General features: G+C 43.9%; 15 protein-coding genes. 12 read left to right on the plus strand and 3 right to left on the minus strand.

Annotated elements, in window-relative coordinates; genetic code table 11:
• Positions 1 to 56 precede the first annotated feature (56 nt).
• Positions 57 to 1808, plus strand: coding sequence for an amino acid permease (locus EPL05_RS20280; protein ID WP_128535826.1), 1752 nt, complete (start codon positions 57 to 59; stop codon positions 1806 to 1808).
• A gap of 310 nt (positions 1809 to 2118) precedes the next feature.
• Here EPL05_RS20280 and EPL05_RS20285 read toward each other — a convergent pair whose 3' ends face one another.
• The gene (locus EPL05_RS20285) at positions 2119 to 4080 is read right to left on the minus strand and encodes a KUP/HAK/KT family potassium transporter (protein WP_128535827.1); all 1962 of its coding nucleotides are present in this window, start codon (positions 4078 to 4080) and stop codon (positions 2119 to 2121) included.
• Positions 4081 to 4561: 481 nt separating this feature from the next.
• On the opposite strand from EPL05_RS20285, the gene EPL05_RS20290 reads away from it, so the two are divergent.
• The 9 genes from EPL05_RS20290 (at position 4562) to EPL05_RS20330 (ending at position 11338) form a co-directional block, all read left to right on the plus strand.
• On the plus strand, positions 4562 to 5074 hold the full coding sequence (locus tag EPL05_RS20290; protein ID WP_128535828.1) for a T9SS type A sorting domain-containing protein: 513 nt from the start codon (positions 4562 to 4564) through the stop codon (positions 5072 to 5074).
• 137 nt (positions 5075 to 5211) lie between these two features.
• Positions 5212 to 5823 (plus strand): fumarylacetoacetate hydrolase family protein, encoded by a 612-nt coding sequence (locus tag EPL05_RS20295; protein WP_128535829.1) that lies wholly within the window; start codon positions 5212 to 5214, stop codon positions 5821 to 5823.
• Between the two features lie 256 nt (positions 5824 to 6079).
• A complete protein-coding gene (locus tag EPL05_RS20300) occupies positions 6080 to 7837 on the plus strand; it encodes a M23 family metallopeptidase (protein ID WP_128535830.1) in 1758 nt (585 codons plus the stop codon).
• 2 nt (positions 7838 to 7839) lie between these two features.
• Positions 7840 to 8301 carry a thioredoxin-dependent thiol peroxidase gene (bcp, locus tag EPL05_RS20305; protein WP_128535831.1) on the plus strand — a complete coding sequence of 154 codons (462 nt, stop codon included), beginning with the start codon at positions 7840 to 7842 and terminating at the stop codon, positions 8299 to 8301.
• A 63-nt stretch (positions 8302 to 8364) separates the two neighbouring features.
• The gene (locus EPL05_RS20310) at positions 8365 to 8919 is read left to right on the plus strand and encodes an RNA polymerase sigma factor (protein ID WP_128535832.1); all 555 of its coding nucleotides are present in this window, start codon (positions 8365 to 8367) and stop codon (positions 8917 to 8919) included.
• 51 nt (positions 8920 to 8970) lie between these two features.
• Positions 8971 to 9978: a hypothetical protein gene (locus tag EPL05_RS20315; protein WP_128535833.1), complete on the plus strand. Its 1008-nt coding sequence runs from the start codon at positions 8971 to 8973 to the stop codon at positions 9976 to 9978.
• 16 nt (positions 9979 to 9994) lie between these two features.
• The gene (locus tag EPL05_RS20320) at positions 9995 to 10480 is read left to right on the plus strand and encodes a hypothetical protein (RefSeq protein WP_128535834.1); all 486 of its coding nucleotides are present in this window, start codon (positions 9995 to 9997) and stop codon (positions 10478 to 10480) included.
• Between the two features lie 216 nt (positions 10481 to 10696).
• A complete protein-coding gene (locus tag EPL05_RS20325) occupies positions 10697 to 11083 on the plus strand; it encodes a DUF1634 domain-containing protein (RefSeq protein WP_128535835.1) in 387 nt (128 codons plus the stop codon).
• A gap of 39 nt (positions 11084 to 11122) precedes the next feature.
• On the plus strand, positions 11123 to 11338 hold the full coding sequence (locus EPL05_RS20330; protein WP_128535836.1) for a KTSC domain-containing protein: 216 nt from the start codon (positions 11123 to 11125) through the stop codon (positions 11336 to 11338).
• A gap of 45 nt (positions 11339 to 11383) precedes the next feature.
• Here the strand turns inward: EPL05_RS20330 and EPL05_RS20335 are convergent, their stop codons facing one another.
• Positions 11384 to 13834 carry an outer membrane beta-barrel protein gene (locus EPL05_RS20335; protein ID WP_128535837.1) on the minus strand — a complete coding sequence of 817 codons (2451 nt, stop codon included), beginning with the start codon at positions 13832 to 13834 and terminating at the stop codon, positions 11384 to 11386.
• A gap of 207 nt (positions 13835 to 14041) precedes the next feature.
• Here EPL05_RS20335 and EPL05_RS20340 point away from each other — a divergent pair, with 207 nt between their 5' ends.
• Positions 14042 to 15328 (plus strand): serine aminopeptidase domain-containing protein, encoded by a 1287-nt coding sequence (locus tag EPL05_RS20340; RefSeq protein ID WP_128535838.1) that lies wholly within the window; start codon positions 14042 to 14044, stop codon positions 15326 to 15328.
• A gap of 144 nt (positions 15329 to 15472) precedes the next feature.
• Here the strand turns inward: EPL05_RS20340 and EPL05_RS20345 are convergent, their stop codons facing one another.
• On the minus strand, positions 15473 to 15946 hold the full coding sequence (locus tag EPL05_RS20345) for a DinB family protein (protein WP_128535839.1): 474 nt from the start codon (positions 15944 to 15946) through the stop codon (positions 15473 to 15475).
• A 95-nt stretch (positions 15947 to 16041) separates the two neighbouring features.
• On the opposite strand from EPL05_RS20345, the gene EPL05_RS20350 reads away from it, so the two are divergent.
• The gene (locus EPL05_RS20350; protein WP_243837338.1) at positions 16042 to 17826 is read left to right on the plus strand and encodes a DUF885 domain-containing protein; all 1785 of its coding nucleotides are present in this window, start codon (positions 16042 to 16044) and stop codon (positions 17824 to 17826) included.
• The last annotated feature ends 31 nt before the right edge of the window (positions 17827 to 17857 follow it).

Consider the following 17857-nt stretch of genomic DNA (forward strand, 5'->3'; position numbering starts at 1 on the left):
TTCAATGCAAAAAAATGGTTATGTTTGGTTTGAAGAACTAAAACTGATCAAAATATATGTCTAAAAGCATATTCCGAAAAAAATCTGTAGCCAAAATATTAGCCGACGTTGAATGTGGTTTCAGCGATGCCGAACACCCCGGCAGCGCTTCCCAACTCCAAAAAGAACTTAATGTAAAAGACCTTACCCTGATGGGGATAGCCGCGGTTGTAGGCGCGGGCATCTTCTCCACTATCGGCGAAGCTTCGTTTTATGGTGGCCCCGGGGTATCTATATTATTTATTATAACCGCAGTAACCTGCGGTTTTTCTGCTTTATGCTATGCCGAATTTGCTTCGCGCATCCCCGTTGCGGGTAGTGCTTATACTTATGCATACGCGTCGTTTGGCGAACTCATCGCGTGGATCATAGGCTGGGACCTGTTGATGGAATACGCCATAGGCAACATCGCGGTAGCCATATCCTGGAGCACCTACTTTGTAAACCTGCTGGAGGGTTTCCATATCCACATGCCCGAGTACCTCACCATGGACTACTTTTCGGCATTCCGCGCACAGGAGAAGATCCAGGAACTTACAGCGGCCGGCAAGCTCGGCGAGATAACCGATAACATGAAGAGCGCGGCCGTTGCCTGGGCTAATGCACCGGGTTTAGGCAATATAAAACTGATCGCTAATTTACCGGCTTTAGGTATTGTGTTTATCATCACTTACCTTGTTTATATCGGCATTCGCGAAACAAAAAAAGCCACCAACGCTATGGTGATTTTAAAGGTAGTAATTGTGATAGCGGTTATCGCGATAGGATTCTTTTACGTAACGCCTGCCAACTGGCACCCTTTTATGCCTAACGGTTTTAAGGGTGTGATGAAAGGCGTATCGGGTGTGTTCTTTGCTTACATCGGTTTTGATGCCATCTCAACCACAGCAGAAGAATGCAAAAACCCGCAGAAAGATCTACCGCGTGGGATGATCTATTCGTTGCTGATCTGTACCGTGTTATACATCCTCATATCACTGGTATTAACCGGTATGGTGAACTATAAAGACCTGCAGGTGGGCGACCCGCTGGCGTTCGTATTCGCTAAAGTGGGGTTGAAAAATATCAGTTACGTGATATCTATCAGCGCGGTTATTGCAACCGCCAGCGTATTGCTGATCTTTCAGTTAGGGCAACCGCGCATCTGGATGAGTATGAGCCGCGACGGCCTGCTGCCTAAGGCATTCTCCCGCATTCACCCTAAATTCCATACCCCATCATTTGCAACTATTGTAACAGGTTTTGTGGTGGCGATACCCGCATTGTTTTTAAACCTTACCGAAGTAACCGATCTTACGAGTATTGGTACTTTATTCGCCTTTGTATTGGTTTGCGGTGGCGTATTGTTAATGCCGAGAGAAGCAGCCGTAAAAGGTAAGTTTCACCTGCCGTATGTTAACGCGAAATTTGTGGTTCCGTTTATTTTTATAGGGATGATTTACCTGTTTTGGAAACCATTTCTGAATATTCTGGCCGGGGAAAACATACACGAAAAATTCCCTTTCTTCCTGTTTATTATATTGTCCGCCGCGCTGACGGTAGCCGCTGTTGTACGCAATCTATCGCTGATACCTGTTTTAGGTCTCCTGAGTTGCTTTTACCTCATGACCGAACTCACCTACCAAAGCTGGATCAGGTTCCTCGCCTGGCTGTTAATAGGGTTGGTGATCTACGTGCTTTATGGGTATAAGCATAGCTTGATTGGAAAAGCGGAAAGTCGAAATAGAGAAGTAAAACCTACCGGGTTTAATACAAAGAGCCCCAAGTGATAAACTTAAGGCTCTTTGGGTTTTAAGAAGATTTGCAGGCTCGCTCCGGGATGTTACGGGTTATCTACCCGAAAGGTCTTCGCTCAAAAAAGCTGACAATCAGGGTTAACATAACTTAACATAATTCAAAATTGTATTTTATAAAATACTAATAATCAACAAGTTGAATGTTGACGAGGGTTAACATAAAATTGCTCTTACTTGTATGACTAATTTGTTTAATTATTGGTCTGTCTCTGCGTTGTAAACATCATATAAACAAAAAAGGTTGCCCACTTAAACGGGCAACCTTTTATATAAGTTGGATTAATTAAACGACCCTTGTAAGGTTTACCGACTCTGGCGAGGTAAGCATCAGAGGTACTTTCTCTACGGTTACAAAACTCAGATCGAGACCAAAGTTGCGTTCTTCCGAAAGGCTTATCTTTTTCATGTACGAATAAATGAACATTACCACCTTTTCGTAGAAGGACAGGTTATGCGAACGCGATAAAACTTTCTCTATCACCACAAACCTAAAATCGCCCACAATTTTGTGCTTGTTTAACGATTTGTAAGTGCTGGTAATATCTACTTCGCCATTCTTCACCAGGTCTTCCACTACCTTACGGAACAATAGATTGATCTGCTGCTCTACCCGGAAACCAAGTTTAAAGTCAACGCGGATCAATTTACCAGGGATCAAAAAGTCAACCTCGTATTCGCTTTTGTAAGGTTCATCCACCACATCAACGTGTACCAGCCAGTAAACGTCGGCGCGTTTGGGCTGTTTTTGCAGTATAGAATAGATGATCTTAGATTCCACTTCGGAATTGAAGTTGGCGCTGGTTAAGTATATAAGCTGCGAAGCGTATTTGGGGACTGTTTCGTCCTCGCTCATTTCTTTGATGATATTGAAGTAATCATCTACCTCAATGAATTTTACATAGCGGTTCTTGATCTTGCGGGCGGTGTGCCAGGTCCACATGATGATGAACAGGAACAGGCCGATAGATAGGGTAAACCAGCCGCCGTGTACGAATTTTACCAGATTTCCAAGCAAAAATGTGCCTTCTATCAGTAAATAAAGTCCTAAAAATGTGCCGATGATATAGGTTGGTACCTTTTTGCGTTGCAGGAATTTTGATACCAGGATGGTGGTCATTAACATGGCTACGGTAATACTTAAACCGTATGCCGCCTCCATCTTAGCCGAATGACGGAACAGTAACACTACACCGATACAGCCAAAGCAAAGCAGCCAGTTTACACTGGGTACATACAATTGCCCTTTTTGCTCGCTCGGGTAGTTGATGCGTACTTTGGGCCATAAGTTTAGCCTCACCGCTTCGGCTATCAGGGTAAACGAACCCGAAATAAGCGCCTGGCTGGCAATTACCGCCGCTATGGTGGCTATGCCTATACCAAATATCAGGAACCACTCGGGCATGATCTTATAGAACGGGTTGTTGGCGTTTAAATCGATAGATTGGCCTTCGCGTTGTAAAAGCCAAACCGCCTGCCCAAGGTAATTTAGGATAAGGCAAGTTTTAACATATATCCAGCTGATCTGGATATTTTTACGCCCGCAGTGGCCTAAATCGGAATATAAAGCCTCGGCACCAGTAGTACACAGAAATACCGCTCCCAATATGATGAAGGCGTTGTAATTACTGGTAAGCAGGTTGTAGGCGTAATATGGGTTTAAGGCCTTTAGTATAGAAGGCATTTGTATAATATACGATATACCCAAAACGCCCATCATGGTAAACCAGATGAACATGATAGGTCCAAAAGCTTTACCCACCAGTGACGTGCCGAATTGCTGTATAATAAACAGCCCCGCTATAATGGCTATAACAATTTGCACGGTTGGCAGTTCGGGGTAGTAGGTTTTCAAACCCTCTATGGCCGATGATATGGTAATTGGCGGGGTGATGATACCATCGGCAAGCAAGGCGCAACCGCCTAAGACGGCAGGCACAATAAGCCACTTGGCTTTGCGGCGCACTAACGAGAATAAGGAGAAAATGCCACCCTCGCCCTTGTTATCGGCCCTTAAGGTTATTACTACGTACTTGAGCGTGGTTTGCAGCGTAAGCGTCCAGAAGATGAGGGATACGCCTCCTAATACCAAGGTTTCGGAAATACGTTGCGAAAAGTTTGAATGTTCTGAACCAACAATGGCTTTAAAAACATACAGGGGAGAAGTACCAATGTCTCCGTAGATTATTCCTAAACTAATTAGCAGCCCAGCGGCCGTTAGTTTTTGCAGATCTTTATGATTTGACACAGTGTTTTAAAAAGTTTACAAATTTATAAAAATTACATTAGCACAACCGTAATTTTAAAATTGCGTATTTGGCTGGTTAACATTTATCGAATTGTGCAGAAAGCAAAGCATTATTTGCATAATTTTTAAACTGTGCAATAAAAAGCCTTAATGATTTAGTAAACTTTCAATTTTCGTTTATGTTTTATTTACTTGCCGGAGACTGATTGCCAGGAGTTTTAACGAAATTCTGCCTGTAAAGCACAGTTTTCTGCCCGGGTAGGCGGTTTTGAACCCTCAATTTAGTGTGGATAAGTAGCGGTCGTATCAGATATTATGCAGGCAACTTAAACTATTGTATATCGTATAAGTCAATAGATATAAGTTTGTTAAAATAAACTGGAAAATGTGTATTTTGTTAAAAATTGTTAAAACTATTTATTAATTCATGATAACATGAATTGTAGCGCACAATATTTATACTTTTGCATGTAATATTGATATGGGTAGAAAATTTACTAAACTTAATTCCTGGTTTACATTAGCACTGCTTGCAGTGATGGTAAACTTTGCGCTTGCAAAAGGAGTAGTTGCCCAAAAAACGGATACTTCCTACCTGCGGTACATTAAGGGCAAAGCTAAGCCCATGAATAAAAATATCCTGCATTTATCTTTACCTCCTATAAAACCTGCTGTTATTTCAACTACCCGCATATCAGTTGCGCCGGGGCGGTCGCTAACGGCATCAGATAAACTGCTATCAAACGTACAGGTTTATCCAAACCCGGTTAATGATGTGCTCAATGTAAAATACACCGTGGCGCGCGAAGCTTTTGTTAATATTAAAATAATGGATATGCTTGGTAACGATGTACTTATCCTTTTGTCGCAGCGTGTTGAAGTCGGCGATCAAAGCATCACTTATAACGTAAACGGCAGGCTTAACCGCGGTTTTTACTTTCTGCGTATAAACGTTGGTACCGAATCTGTAAACAAGCGGATCTCTTTACTATAAACAGAGCTCTCCAACCCTTGCAAGGGGAGCCGAATTGCTTTTCTTAATATTTAGGGCTTAGAATTCAGCATTTACTTTCTTTAGAATTTAGGATTTAGGGCTTAGAGTTTCTATTTTCGGCTTTATTCTATTTACTTATGAAGATAATAGCCATTGGCCGCAACTATGCCGAACATGCTAAAGAACTGAACAACCCCGTGCCCAGCGTCCCCGTGATATTTATGAAGCCCGATACCGCGCTTTTAAAAGACAATAAACCCTTTTATCACCCGGCGTTTTCGCAGGACGTACATCACGAGATAGAGATCGTGTTGAAGGTTTGCAAAGAAGGCAAGCATATTGCCGAAAAATTCGCGGCCAACTATTACGACGAAATAGCTTTAGGCGTTGATTTTACCGCTCGCGATATCCAATCAAAACATAAAGAAAAAGGCTTGCCTTGGGAACTGGCCAAGGCCTTTGATAACTCGGCACCGGTGAGTAACTTTTTGCCAAAAGCAGCTTTTGCTAATTTGTACGAACTGAATTTTAAGCTTGATGTGAATGGCGAAACCCGCCAGCATGGCAACACTAAAGATTTGCTCTTTTCCTTCGAGCGCATCATCGCTTTTGTATCGCAATACATCACCCTAAAAAAAGGTGACCTGATATTTACCGGCACCCCGCAGGGCGTAGGCAAAGTAGCTATAGGAGATAAATTGCAGGGTTATTTGGAAGGCGAAAAGATGTTTGATTTTGAGGTGAAATAAGATAGTCGATAATTTACACATCTGCCTGCTAAGCAGAAGCGTTAAAAAATAATCTCCTCACCCTCTTTACCGCAGTTAGAGAGGGTGAGGCAGCGACGCGTACCCGGGTGAGTCAACCGGCAAAGCGAGCGAAACCCCCTTCTGCCACCGCATGAGCAACCGCGCGCCCTCTATAAAGAGAGGACTAAAAAAAACCGTAGATAATCCAACCAACAAAACCGCCACGAGGTGGTTATCTAAACAAAATTTATAAAGTATGCCAGTTAGACCGTGCAGTAAGGACAGATCGTTAATAAAGAATTGTAAAATTTACGCGGCATTGGTGCTGTTGTTACTTTGGGGCACCATTACAAACGCTCAGGATATTATCCAAAGCAAACAATACCCGCAAGGTTATTTCCGCTACCCTTTAGATCTCGCGCCTGTTACGGCCGGCTCTTTCGGCGAACTGAGGCCCGCCCACTTTCATTCCGGGCTCGATTTTAAAACCATGCAGCGTACCGGCTATCCTGTACACGCGGTAGCCGACGGTTACATCTCACGCTTGCGGATTCAGTTCGGCGGTTTTGGGCAGGCGTTGTACATCACCCATCCAAATGGCTACACTTCGGTTTACGGCCATATCCAAAGTTTTACGCCTGAGGTTTTTAAATACATCCGCGATTATCAATACAAAAATCAAACCTTCGAGGCAGATATCCGGGTACCTGCCGGAACGTTTAAGGTGATAAAAGGGGAAGTGGTGGCCGTGTCTGGCAACGAGGGTGCATCCGCAGGACCTCACGTGCATTTTGAGTTAAGAGATACCGCTACCGAAGAAACCATTAATCCCCAGTTATTCGGGCTTACCATTCCGGATGAAGTACCGCCGAGCATTACAGCTATCGGCGTTTATCATTTAAACGGTAACCCCTTTAGCGAGAATACCCCTAAGGAGTTTTTAGGCGTAGCTGGTGCCGCGGGTAATTATCACCTTTTAAAACCCCAGGTGCTCCAGCTGAGCGGCAACACAGGGTTCGGTATTGCCGTAACAGATCAAAACAGCTCATCAAACAACCACAACGGTGTTTATTCTATCGAAGTAAAGCTGGATGGCAGACCTGTTTACACCTTCGCGGTGGAGCGTTTCGCGTTCGACCAAACCCACGCGATTAACGCTTATATAGATTACCCCACGTTTTTACTTAGCCACCGCACCATACAAAAATGCTTTATCCTTCCAGGCGGCCGTATATCACTGTATCCGCAATCGGTTAACAGGGGCATCATCCCATTTAACGATAACGAAGTACACGATGTAGAATTTGTATGTAAGGATATTGCAGGCAACACCTCAACCCTGAAAGTGAAGGTGCAATCAAGCTCTGTTGCCAATAACCTCGCCCCGGCTAAACCAGCAGGCAAAATGTTCTATTTTAACGATTTAAACGAATTCAATACCGACCGCCTGAAAATACAGATCCCTACCGGGAACCTGTACGATGACCTTGACTTCTTATATTCCAGCCTGCCTGCAAAACCAGGAGCTTACTCGGTAACGCACCGTATCCATAACAAGTTTACGCCCATACATGACGGTTACGATATCTGGATAAAACCCGATATCAGCCTGGGTGCTTATACAGATAAAGCCGTTATAGTAAATGCGGCTACCGGGAGTATTGGCGGCGAGCCCGATGCGGGCTTTATAAAGGCCACCGCTAAAGCCTTTGGCGATTTTTATATCCGGATAGACACCGTACCGCCGGTTATCACACCCATCAACATCCGCAATGGCAGTAACCTAAAAGGCATAAGCGCCATCAGGCTGCGCATGAGCGATAACCTATCGGGCGTTAAAAGTTTTGCCGGTAAAATAGACGGGAAATGGGTACTGGTAGAATGGAGTTATAAAACAAGAATATTAAGTTATACTTTTACTAACGATATTGCACCCGGAAAGCATAATTTTGAATTTACGGTGATAGATGCAAAAAATAATAGCACTACGTTTACAGCAGAATTTACAAGATAAACATGGCAACTCTTCAACCCGGCGATAAAGCCCCCGATTTTACCGCGAAAGACCAAAATGGTAAGGAAGTTTCCTTGTCAGATTATAAAGGCAAAAACGTGATCCTTTACTTTTACCCAAAGGATGATACCCCGGGCTGCACGGCCGAATCATGCGATTTTAGGGATAACTATCAATCGCTGTTGAGCCAGGGTTTTGATGTAATTGGCGTGAGCGTTGACGACGAGAAATCGCACAAAAAGTTTGAGAGCAAATACAGCCTGCCCTTTACGCTGATAGCCGATACCGACCATAGCATTGTTGAAGCTTATGATGTTTGGAAAGAGAAGAATATGTACGGCAAAAAGTATATGGGCACCGCGCGCACCACATTTGTTATTAACGGCGACGGCGTTATTGACCACGTGATTGATAAGGTGGATACCAAAGCCTCATCGCAACAGGTGTTGGAACTGGTAAAATAACTGTCGGCAAAACATATTAAAACAAAAAAGCTTTATATTTATTTAAAAGATAAATTTTGATAGATGGCCATACAGGCAGAAGACGAAGAGATACTCAGCAAGTTTAGGGACGAAAAAACCCGCAACGAAGCATTTAATATGCTGCTGAAGAAGTATCAGCAAAAAATATACTGGCACGTGCGCCGCATGGTGATAGACCATGATGATGCCGACGACCTTACACAGGACGTATTCATTAAGGTTTGGAAGAACCTGCCCGGCTTTCGTAACGATGCCCAGCTATACACCTGGATGTATCGCATTGCCACCAACGAGTGCATCACTTTTTTAAATAAAAAGAAGCAGAAGAATAATATTTCGCTGGATGATGTGGACTATGAGTTGGCGGACACGCTATCAAGTTCGGACCAGTTCACCGGGGATCAAATTCAGCGTAAATTACAGGAAGCGATACTTACATTGCCTGATAAACAGCGCCTTGTGTTTAATATGAAGTACTTTGATGATATGAAGTACGACGAGATGAGCGAGGTGCTGGGTACCAGTGTGGGCGCTTTAAAGGCATCGTTTCACCTGGCTGTGAAAAAGATAGAGGCTTTTGTGACGAATACTGATTAAATTTTGAATTAACGTTAAACCTTTGGTAATTTTATTCATCTATAACAGAGTATGAAAAGCGATATGGAGAATAAGGAGTGGGGGGACGATGAAATGTCACTTAAACGGTTTACCCGAAATAACCCGTTTACAGTGCCGTCTGCCTATTTTGAACAAGCCGGTCAGCGCATTTTATCATTGGTTAAGTTAGATGAATTAAAAAGTACAGACCCGGCAAACGGTTTTACGGTACCTGCAAATTATTTTGATGCGCTTTCGGCAAACATCACCAGCAGGACCAACATTGATGTGGACGCAAACGCGGAGCATAACGGCTTTGTGTTGCCTGCAAATTACTTTGATGCGCTTACGGCAAACATTACCAGCCGTGTAAACATCGGGGTTGATGCAGAATCGGAGCACAATGGCTTTGCTTTGCCTGCAAATTATTTTGATGAACTTTCGGCGAATATTACTGCTCAAATCAATATTGAGGCGGAGGATAATGGTTTTGCCATGCCTGCCGGTTACTTTGATGAGTTGACAAGCAAAATTCAAAGCCGAATAAATATTGAAGAGCTTGCTAAAGGCGAAGAGTTTTTTGCCGTGTCTGAGGGTTACTTTAACGGTATGCAACAGCAGATAACCGCCCGCATAGCAGTTGAAGAGATCCTGGAAGAAAAAATTACAGGATTTGCTGTTCCGGAAAACTATTTCGAAATGCTAAATCGAAATATTCTAAATAAAACAGTAAATAAGGAAGTTGTAATACGCAAAACTATTGTAAGGAAGTTATTTGCCAGCAATACGTTTAAGTACGCGACAGCTGCATGCCTGGCTTTAATTGTTGGTACAGGTGCCTTTTTAAGGCAAAGCGGCAGCGAGGTAGTGGTACCCACAGTATCGCACCAAAAAACTTTACTGCATAGCGCGCTGGCAAATGTGCCTGTTGACGAAATAAAAGATTACCTTGAGCTGAATGTAGATGCCGGCGATGCAACCGGGATGATACAAGATGATAAACAAATTAATACCAAGGCGCTGGACGAAGACCTCAGCGATTATATTGATGTTAATTAACGCTACCCCGTACGTAATGATTAAATTATTCAGATATATAGTTATTGTAATTGTTATTGCCGTTGCCGCCGGCTATGAAGTCTCTGCGCAAATCCCTACGAATAATTTGCAGCCAACTAACGGCGTAAAAAGGAATTTACAGCCCGGGAACAATAAGGGCGTGGGCCAAAAAATAGAAGCTGCCCGCAATAAGTTTTTATCGCAGCAGCTGGACCTTACCGATGACGAGGCCGATAAATTCTGGCCGCTGTACCATCAGTACCAGGAAGAACTAAAGGCCGTACGTATCCTGAAAAGGTTAAATAGTAAAAGTGCATCGGGAAGTGCAGAAAAAGAACTTTATTATGACAACCAGATGCTTACCACCAAAAGGCGTTATCTGGATGAGTTTTTAAAGATCATCCCCTCGTCGAAGATCAGTATCCTTTACAAAAGCGAACGGGCTTTTAACGACGAAGTGATCAAACAACTCAGCGAGCGCAGTATCCGCGCAGGGAACTAATTTGCTTGCGATAGGAGGTACTTACGGAGCTCAAAATCATTTTAAATATTTGCTATAAACAACATACTCCTAACGGAGTGTTTTGTTCTTTTATTTATGGCAACTTGGCGGGGTCTCTCATAAACCTAATTGATTGTAATTCGCCTGCAAGTACGTGTTTAAATTCGTAGTTTTGCTTTTGTCGTAGGGTTAATGACCCAAAGACCCAATGACCCAATGACCAACACAAGCTTCAAAGAAAAGGATATGCAATCCATCATCGGGTGGATCTTACGCGCGGGGGTATTCATCTCCATGACGGTCGTTTTTTTAGGTGGTGTACTTTACATCTATCGCCACGGGCACGCTACTGCCGACTACCACACTTTTAAAGGCGTTCCCGATTTTGTGCATAATGCTTCAGGCATCATCAACGGCATTTTTACTTTAAGGGGCAGGGCCATCATCCAGGCGGGAATCATTTTGCTCATCGCTACGCCTGTTATCCGGGTAATATTTTCGGCCATCGGTTTTGTGCTGGAGAAGGATTACCTGTATGTAGGCATTACACTGGTGGTATTGCTTATTATCTTCAGCAGTATGCTTAGCGGCCACGCCGGGTAAGTTTTTAAAACCATTTTTATTTTGCCTTGCTATATAAATATGCAAAGGCAGCCTGTACAATCATCCGCTTTAGAAAGCATTGGTTACGATGCGGAAACGCATACGCTGGAGCTTGAATTTAAAGAGCATAGCGGCGTTTGGCAATACCTCAACTTTAAACCATCGGCCTTAAAAAGGTTTCTGGGCAGCCCGTCGCTGGGTAATTTCTTTGTCACCAAAATAAAGGGAAAGTATAAAGAGAAAAAAGTAGGCTAACCCGCAACACCCAATACATGATGTCTTTTTAAATTATTATTTTACTTAATTGGCACCTTTACGCATCCTGTCCTGCTCCAGCTCGGTGCCGGTTTGGTGTTTAGTGGCAGCTTTTACCGTGGTTTTACCAAACCGGTAACTTAGGCTAATCCTTGCTATCCGTGTTTCGGGTTTGCCGGTAATGCGCAGATCAATGTTTTGGTAGGCAGTGTAGGCCCTATCACGGTTAGTGTTAAAAATATCCGACACATTAAGGCTTAATTTCCCGCGTTTGCCAAATACCGGGGTGCTTAAGCCTGCGTTGAGATAGTAATTTGGGCTAAAGCGCCTGATGCCGTACTGGTTGGCGGTTTCGTAAAAGCCGGTTATTTCCAAAGCGAGGCGCTTGCTTACGCTTATGTTTTGGGTAGAATTGATGATAAGGTCGCCGGTGCCTTTATCCAGGTCGCCATTTTCGGGATAAGTAGTATATTGGTAGTAGCCTGCGTTTACATCAAGCTCGCCACTCCACCAACTGGTGAAAGTATAAGGCGTGTTAATTTGAACGCCGATATCTTTTACATCGCCCAGGTTGCGCGTGGTGGTAAGGTTTACTTTGGTAGCGTCGTTTTGGGTATAAAAGGAAAAATTCGCGCCGGTAGTTTTAGCAGCATATAACGATACCGATATGCTTTGATTGTAAAGGTAGGTTAACGTTATGGTGTTGCTGAACTCGGGCTTTAAATATGGATTTCCACTTTGAAAATCGTACGGATCTACATAATACAGGAAAGGGTTGAGGCTCTCATAATCGGGCCTTAAAATACCGCGGACAAAGGTTAGGGTGTATTCGTTTTTGTCATTATGCACATAATGCAGCAGTAAGTTGGGGAACACCTTAAAATAATTGAATGTATTTATCGTGGTGATGGTTGATGCAGCGCCTATAGATTGCCCCTGCGAGTGCGTGTACTCGCCGCGCAGCCCGGCCACCATATCAAACTTACCAAATGCCGCGGTGTAGTTTAAATAGGCCGCATTTACATCCTCATTATAAACAAAATTATTGCTGAATATGGGATCTACTGTGTAAACGCCATTAACCTGAGGGCCAAAAATGAGATTGTTATCGCTTTTTGTGTGGCTGAATTTTATGCCTGCTTCAAGTTTAGATGTTTTGTTTAAAGGGTTTAAATAATCCAAAAGGCCCGTCCAGTTGCGGCGGTGCGATGGTGAAAGGTTTTGCAATAGGTTATCGGCGCGGTACTTGTTGCCCAACGCATCAAAAAACATATTATTGATATACTCATTAGAGCGCCTCGTATAAGGCAGATAAGTAATACTTGCAAATACGGCCCTGCCGGCCTCATTCAGTTTGCCAGTATAGTTGATGTTATAATTAATGTTGCGCAGATCGCGTTCTACGGATGAGCCTACCTGGATCACCGAATCGAGGTGCCCTTGGTTGGCTATTTTAAGGTGGTTGTTTTTGCTGAAATCGTTATTGTTTACAAAACCGTAAACCTGAACACCAAGCGTGTGGTTGGCCGACAGCGAAAAATCAGCCCCGAGACGGTAATTGTGGTTAATAGTTTCCTGCTTGCCATAGTAGTTAAGGTTATAGCTGCTTAATACCCCGCCGGAGTTGATATTGCGATAGCTATCAAAGCCCCGGTAAGTTTTATTAACATTTACGTTATACAGCCCGAATATATTTACATACTTGCTACGGCTGTTAAAGGTAAAGCCGGCAACACCCTTGTAATATTTTCCGAAGCCGGCGGTTAAGTTTACAGTACCGTTGGTGCCAATATTTTTCCCCTTCTTTAAAATAATATTGATAACGCCGCCCGCTGAAGCATCATATTTGGCAGAGCCGCCGGTGATCAATTCTATCCTGTCTACATTGCTGCCCAGGGTGCTGCGTAGGAGAGTGGCAAGGTCGGCACCGGTCATGCTGGTGGTTTTACCATCTATAAGTACCAATGCGCTTTGCCTGCCGCTGATGCTGATATCATCGGTATTGCTCACCTTAACGCCCGGCGATTGCGCCAATATCTCCAGCACGTTTTTACCATCAGCCGTAATGCTGGCTGCCGGGTTAATAACGGTTTTACCGGGCCTTACTTCCACAAAGGTTTTTTTGGCTACCACGGCAACTTCTTTCAGTTCGGTATTAAGCGGTTGCATGTAAATGGGCTGTATAGTAACTGTTTGCCCTGCGGGTACTTTATAAACGGAAGAATAAGCTTTGATATAACCCAGATGATAGGCCAGCACCAGGTAAGCACCCGGCCGAACAGGCTGAAATTCGAAAGCGCCCTTGCTATTCACCAATGCCGACATCACGATAGCCGAATCTGCCTGGTTTAACAATATAACGGTAGCTGCCTCGGCGGCGGTATTATTTTGTAAGTAAATGTTACCCCTGAGTATGGACGAGTTGGTTTGGGCGAAACAAAAACTATAAAAACCGGCCACCATTGCAAGTAGCAAACACCCTTTTTTAACCCTCATTAACTATTAGTAGATTTTATTCGATATTGTGTGTTTAGGAAATCCAAATTTAACAAAATATTAAATTTATAATATGTTTAATATGCTTTTTACGAATTATAATAATAAATGTTGCTTTGAGTTATAAATACATGGAATAAAAAAAGCTTTCAAATTTTAGTAAATTCGCGCATTAGTATCCCCAAAGTATAAACAGGTTAACCCCGGATGAAAAGAATATATACCACTGCAATAGTGCTGTTTTTAGCTATCGGCGCAATGGCGCAAACGGTTCCCGCAAACTTTACGCCTGTACTGACTAAGTTTAAACAGTTTTATAACAACAATCAGCCCGATAGTATTTACGCCATGTTTGCGCCCGAAATGAAGGCCACCATAGCCGCTGATAAATGGAACCAATCAACCACCCAGATAAAGGCACAACTGGGGGTGTTAAATAAAACAGAGGTAGACCGTTATGTGGCACCAACTGCTATTTATAAGGCGACGTTTGCCAACGCGGTATTCTTGCTAAACCTATCGCTAAACAGCCAGAATAAATTAGTTGGCGTATTTTTTTCGCCTTACCAGGAGGCTGCCAAAACCATCCAGATGGATGCATCAATTACCGAGGAGCCGGTTTTGTTTAAAATGTTTACCGGCACTATCCCCGGTACGCTAAGTATCCCCAAAAATGCTAATGGTAAAGTGCCGGTGGTGCTTATTATCCCTGGTTCGGGCCCTACAGACCGCGATGGCAACAGCCCCAAACTGGGCTTAAATGGCAATACTTATAAAATGCTGGCTAACGAACTGGGTAAAAATAATATTGCTGTTTTACGCTATGATAAACGTTTGGTTGGCCAGAGCGTAAGCTCTACCAAAGAAAAAGAACTGCGTTTTACTGACTATGTAGATGATGCAGTGGGCTTGGTTAATATGTTGCATGATGACCCCCGTTTCTCTAAAGTTATTGTTTTAGGGCACAGCGAAGGCTCACTGGTTGGCTTGCTTACCCTACGCGACCAACCGGTGAAAGGATTTATTTCCGTAGCAGGGGCAGGGCAAACTGCCGAAAAAATAGTGCAGGGGCAGGTAGAAAAATCGATGCCGAAGTTTTTGGCCGATCAGTATAAAACGGTTGTTGATAGCTTGAGGAAAGGTAAAACCACCGATTACATCGACCCACAATTGTATTCAATCATCAGGCCAAGCATACAGCCTTACCTCATGTCGTGGTTTAGGTACGATCCAATCCGGATGATGAAAAGCGTAAAGGTGCCTGCACTCATTTTACAGGGAACAACAGATATACAGGTAGGCGTGAGCGATGCGGAAAAACTAAAAAAAGCCGATTCCGACGCTAAGCTGGTGATTATACCAGGTATGAACCACATATTGAAAGAAGCCCCCGCCGACCGTGAGCAAAATATGACCACTTATAACAAACCCACGCTCCCACTCAAACCAGAACTGGTAACCGCCATTGTTGAGTTTGTGAATGGGATAAAGTAAAGCCCCCTCCGCCCCCTGAAGGGGGAACTTTTGAAATGTATTGAAGCCCGGGTAATAGTTTAGCTGGGCTTTACTTTTACCTTAATTGTTATGTCTTGATGTACTGTGCCTAACTCCTGCTCCCCCTTTAGGGGGTTGGGGGGCTTACTTCCATATTCCCAGCAATCTCCTCAGTAAAATAATTTCCGAAGTATGGTAGGCATTATGATCAGCTACCTGCAAAGCCTCACGCAGGATGCTTTGCCCGGTGCCATGGGGGATGGGTTTATAAATATCTTCGTTTTTCAGCAGCGCTAAAAACTGCGTTCTGTCTGCGTGGATCTGTTCGATGGTCTTATCCCAGGCGGCATCATCCTTGGGTTCGCTTTCTTTTGGCCAGTAATCATCGGGCCATTTTGGCGATTGATGGGTGCCATCTTTACTAAATTCCAGCATATCCCATTGCGCTATCCGGATATGCTCGGCCAGTTGCCATATACTGTAAGGCAGGTTATGGGGTTTTATGCCACGGTATTTGGCGGGTATGTCTTTCAAGGCATCCGCCAGTGTGGCATGTGCGCCGCCACCAATTATCAGTTTCTCCAGTTCGGCTCCGAGTATTTTATGCTGATCATCCATAAGTAAAAGCTTTCCTTAGTAACAAAATCGCGGCATATTTGATTTATATGCGGCAAATTTTCTAAGTTTATAAACCAAAGCAAACCCTTACTAAGGTGATAAAAAAACTACTTTTACTTTCCCTGTACGTAGCCGCGTTTTCGGCCTGTAAAAAAGACGGGCAATCATCCGAGCCGCTTTCGGCGAAGGATGATGCAGCCTTCCAGCTATACGAAGACCATTTTTTGGAGGATTTTTGGAAAGAGAACCCCGAATGGGCAACCACAGCCGGCTACCATAAATACGATAGTTTACTGCTTATCCCCAATGATGATAACCGCAAAAAGGCCATCAAATTTACTAAGGTGCACATGGATTCGCTCAGTCGTTTTGAAGTTGGCACCTTATCTGATGCTAACAAGATAGATCACCGCATGATGCAGAACCAGCTCGAATCTATCCAATGGAACCTGGAGCAACTGCGCGAATATCAATGGAACCCGGCATCGTATAACGTTATAGGCGGTTTTGCGCTTATTCTGAACGAACATTACGCCCCGCTGGAGAAACGCTTGCGCAGTTTTTATCAGCGTATGGCGTTTATTCCGGCTTACTACAAGGAAGCCCAAAAACAGCTTAAAAACCCGGTTGTAGAGCTTACTAAACTGGCGATTGACCAGCACAACGGCGGGCTGAGCGTTATAGAAAGCGACTTTGCCGATTCACTTAAAAAAACAAAGATTCCGGATGCTGAGCAAAAGCAAATGCTGGATCGCGTACGCATCTCGGTTGATGCGATAAAGGGTTTTGTGGCTTATTTAAAAGTAATGAAGAACGATAAGCCCCGCAGTTTTAGGCTGGGTAAGGAATACTACGAAAACAAATTTAAGTACGAGATCCAGTCGGAAAGTACCGCGCAACAGATCTTCAATGCCGCTATGGAGCGCAAAAAATACCTGCACCGCGAGATGGCCAAGATCAGCCGAACGTTGTGGCCAAAATATTTCGGGACCAAAGCGATGCCTGCAGATTCGCTGGATCTGATAGGGCAAATGATAGATACACTATCTACCAAACATGTGGCACCATCGGAGTTTCAATCTGCCATTGAAGCCGAACTGCCAAAGCTAACTACGTTTATAAAAAGTAAGGACCTCTTAACACTCGACCCAAGCAAGCCGCTTATTGTACGTAAAGAACCCGGTTACATAGCCGGTGTGGCCGGCGCATCGGTAAGTTCGCCTGGCCCTTATGATAAGGGCGGCAATACTTATTACAATGTAGGTAGCCTTGCGGGCTGGTCGCCGGAACGTGCCGAAAGCTACCTGCGCGAATACAATCAGTATATTTTGCAGATACTCTGCATCCATGAGGCTATACCGGGGCATTATACACAATTAGTGTATGCCAATAAATCGCCAAGTATTGTAAAGTCTGTGTTTGGCAATGGTGCCATGATAGAGGGCTGGGCGGTTTATACCGAGCAGATGATGCTGGATGCCGGCTTTGGCGATAAAGAGCCGGAGATGCGCCTGATGTGGTACAAATGGCACTTGCGGTCGGTATGTAATGCTATTTTAGATTATAGCGTACACACCAGTAACATGACCAAGGAGCAGGCGGTGAAGATACTTACTCACGAGGCTTTCCAGCAACAAGCCGAAGCTGATAACAAATGGAAACGGGTAAGCGTTAGCAGTGTACAACTCACCAGCTATTTTTCCGGGTATAAGGAAATTAACGATCTGCAGCAAGCGTGGAAAAAGAAACAGGGCGATAAATACCGCATTAAAGAGTTTAACGAGAAGTTTCTGGGCTATGGCAACGCTCCGGTTAAGCTTATCAAAGAGGCGATGTTTTCCGTACCCAAAATAGATACCAAACAAGGTACAGGCGGATAGGCGGATGTGCAGATGTACAGATGTGCAGATG

Origin of the sequence: Mucilaginibacter gilvus, from assembly GCF_004054195.1 — a bacterium.
GTDB lineage: Bacteria > Bacteroidota > Bacteroidia > Sphingobacteriales > Sphingobacteriaceae > Mucilaginibacter > Mucilaginibacter gilvus.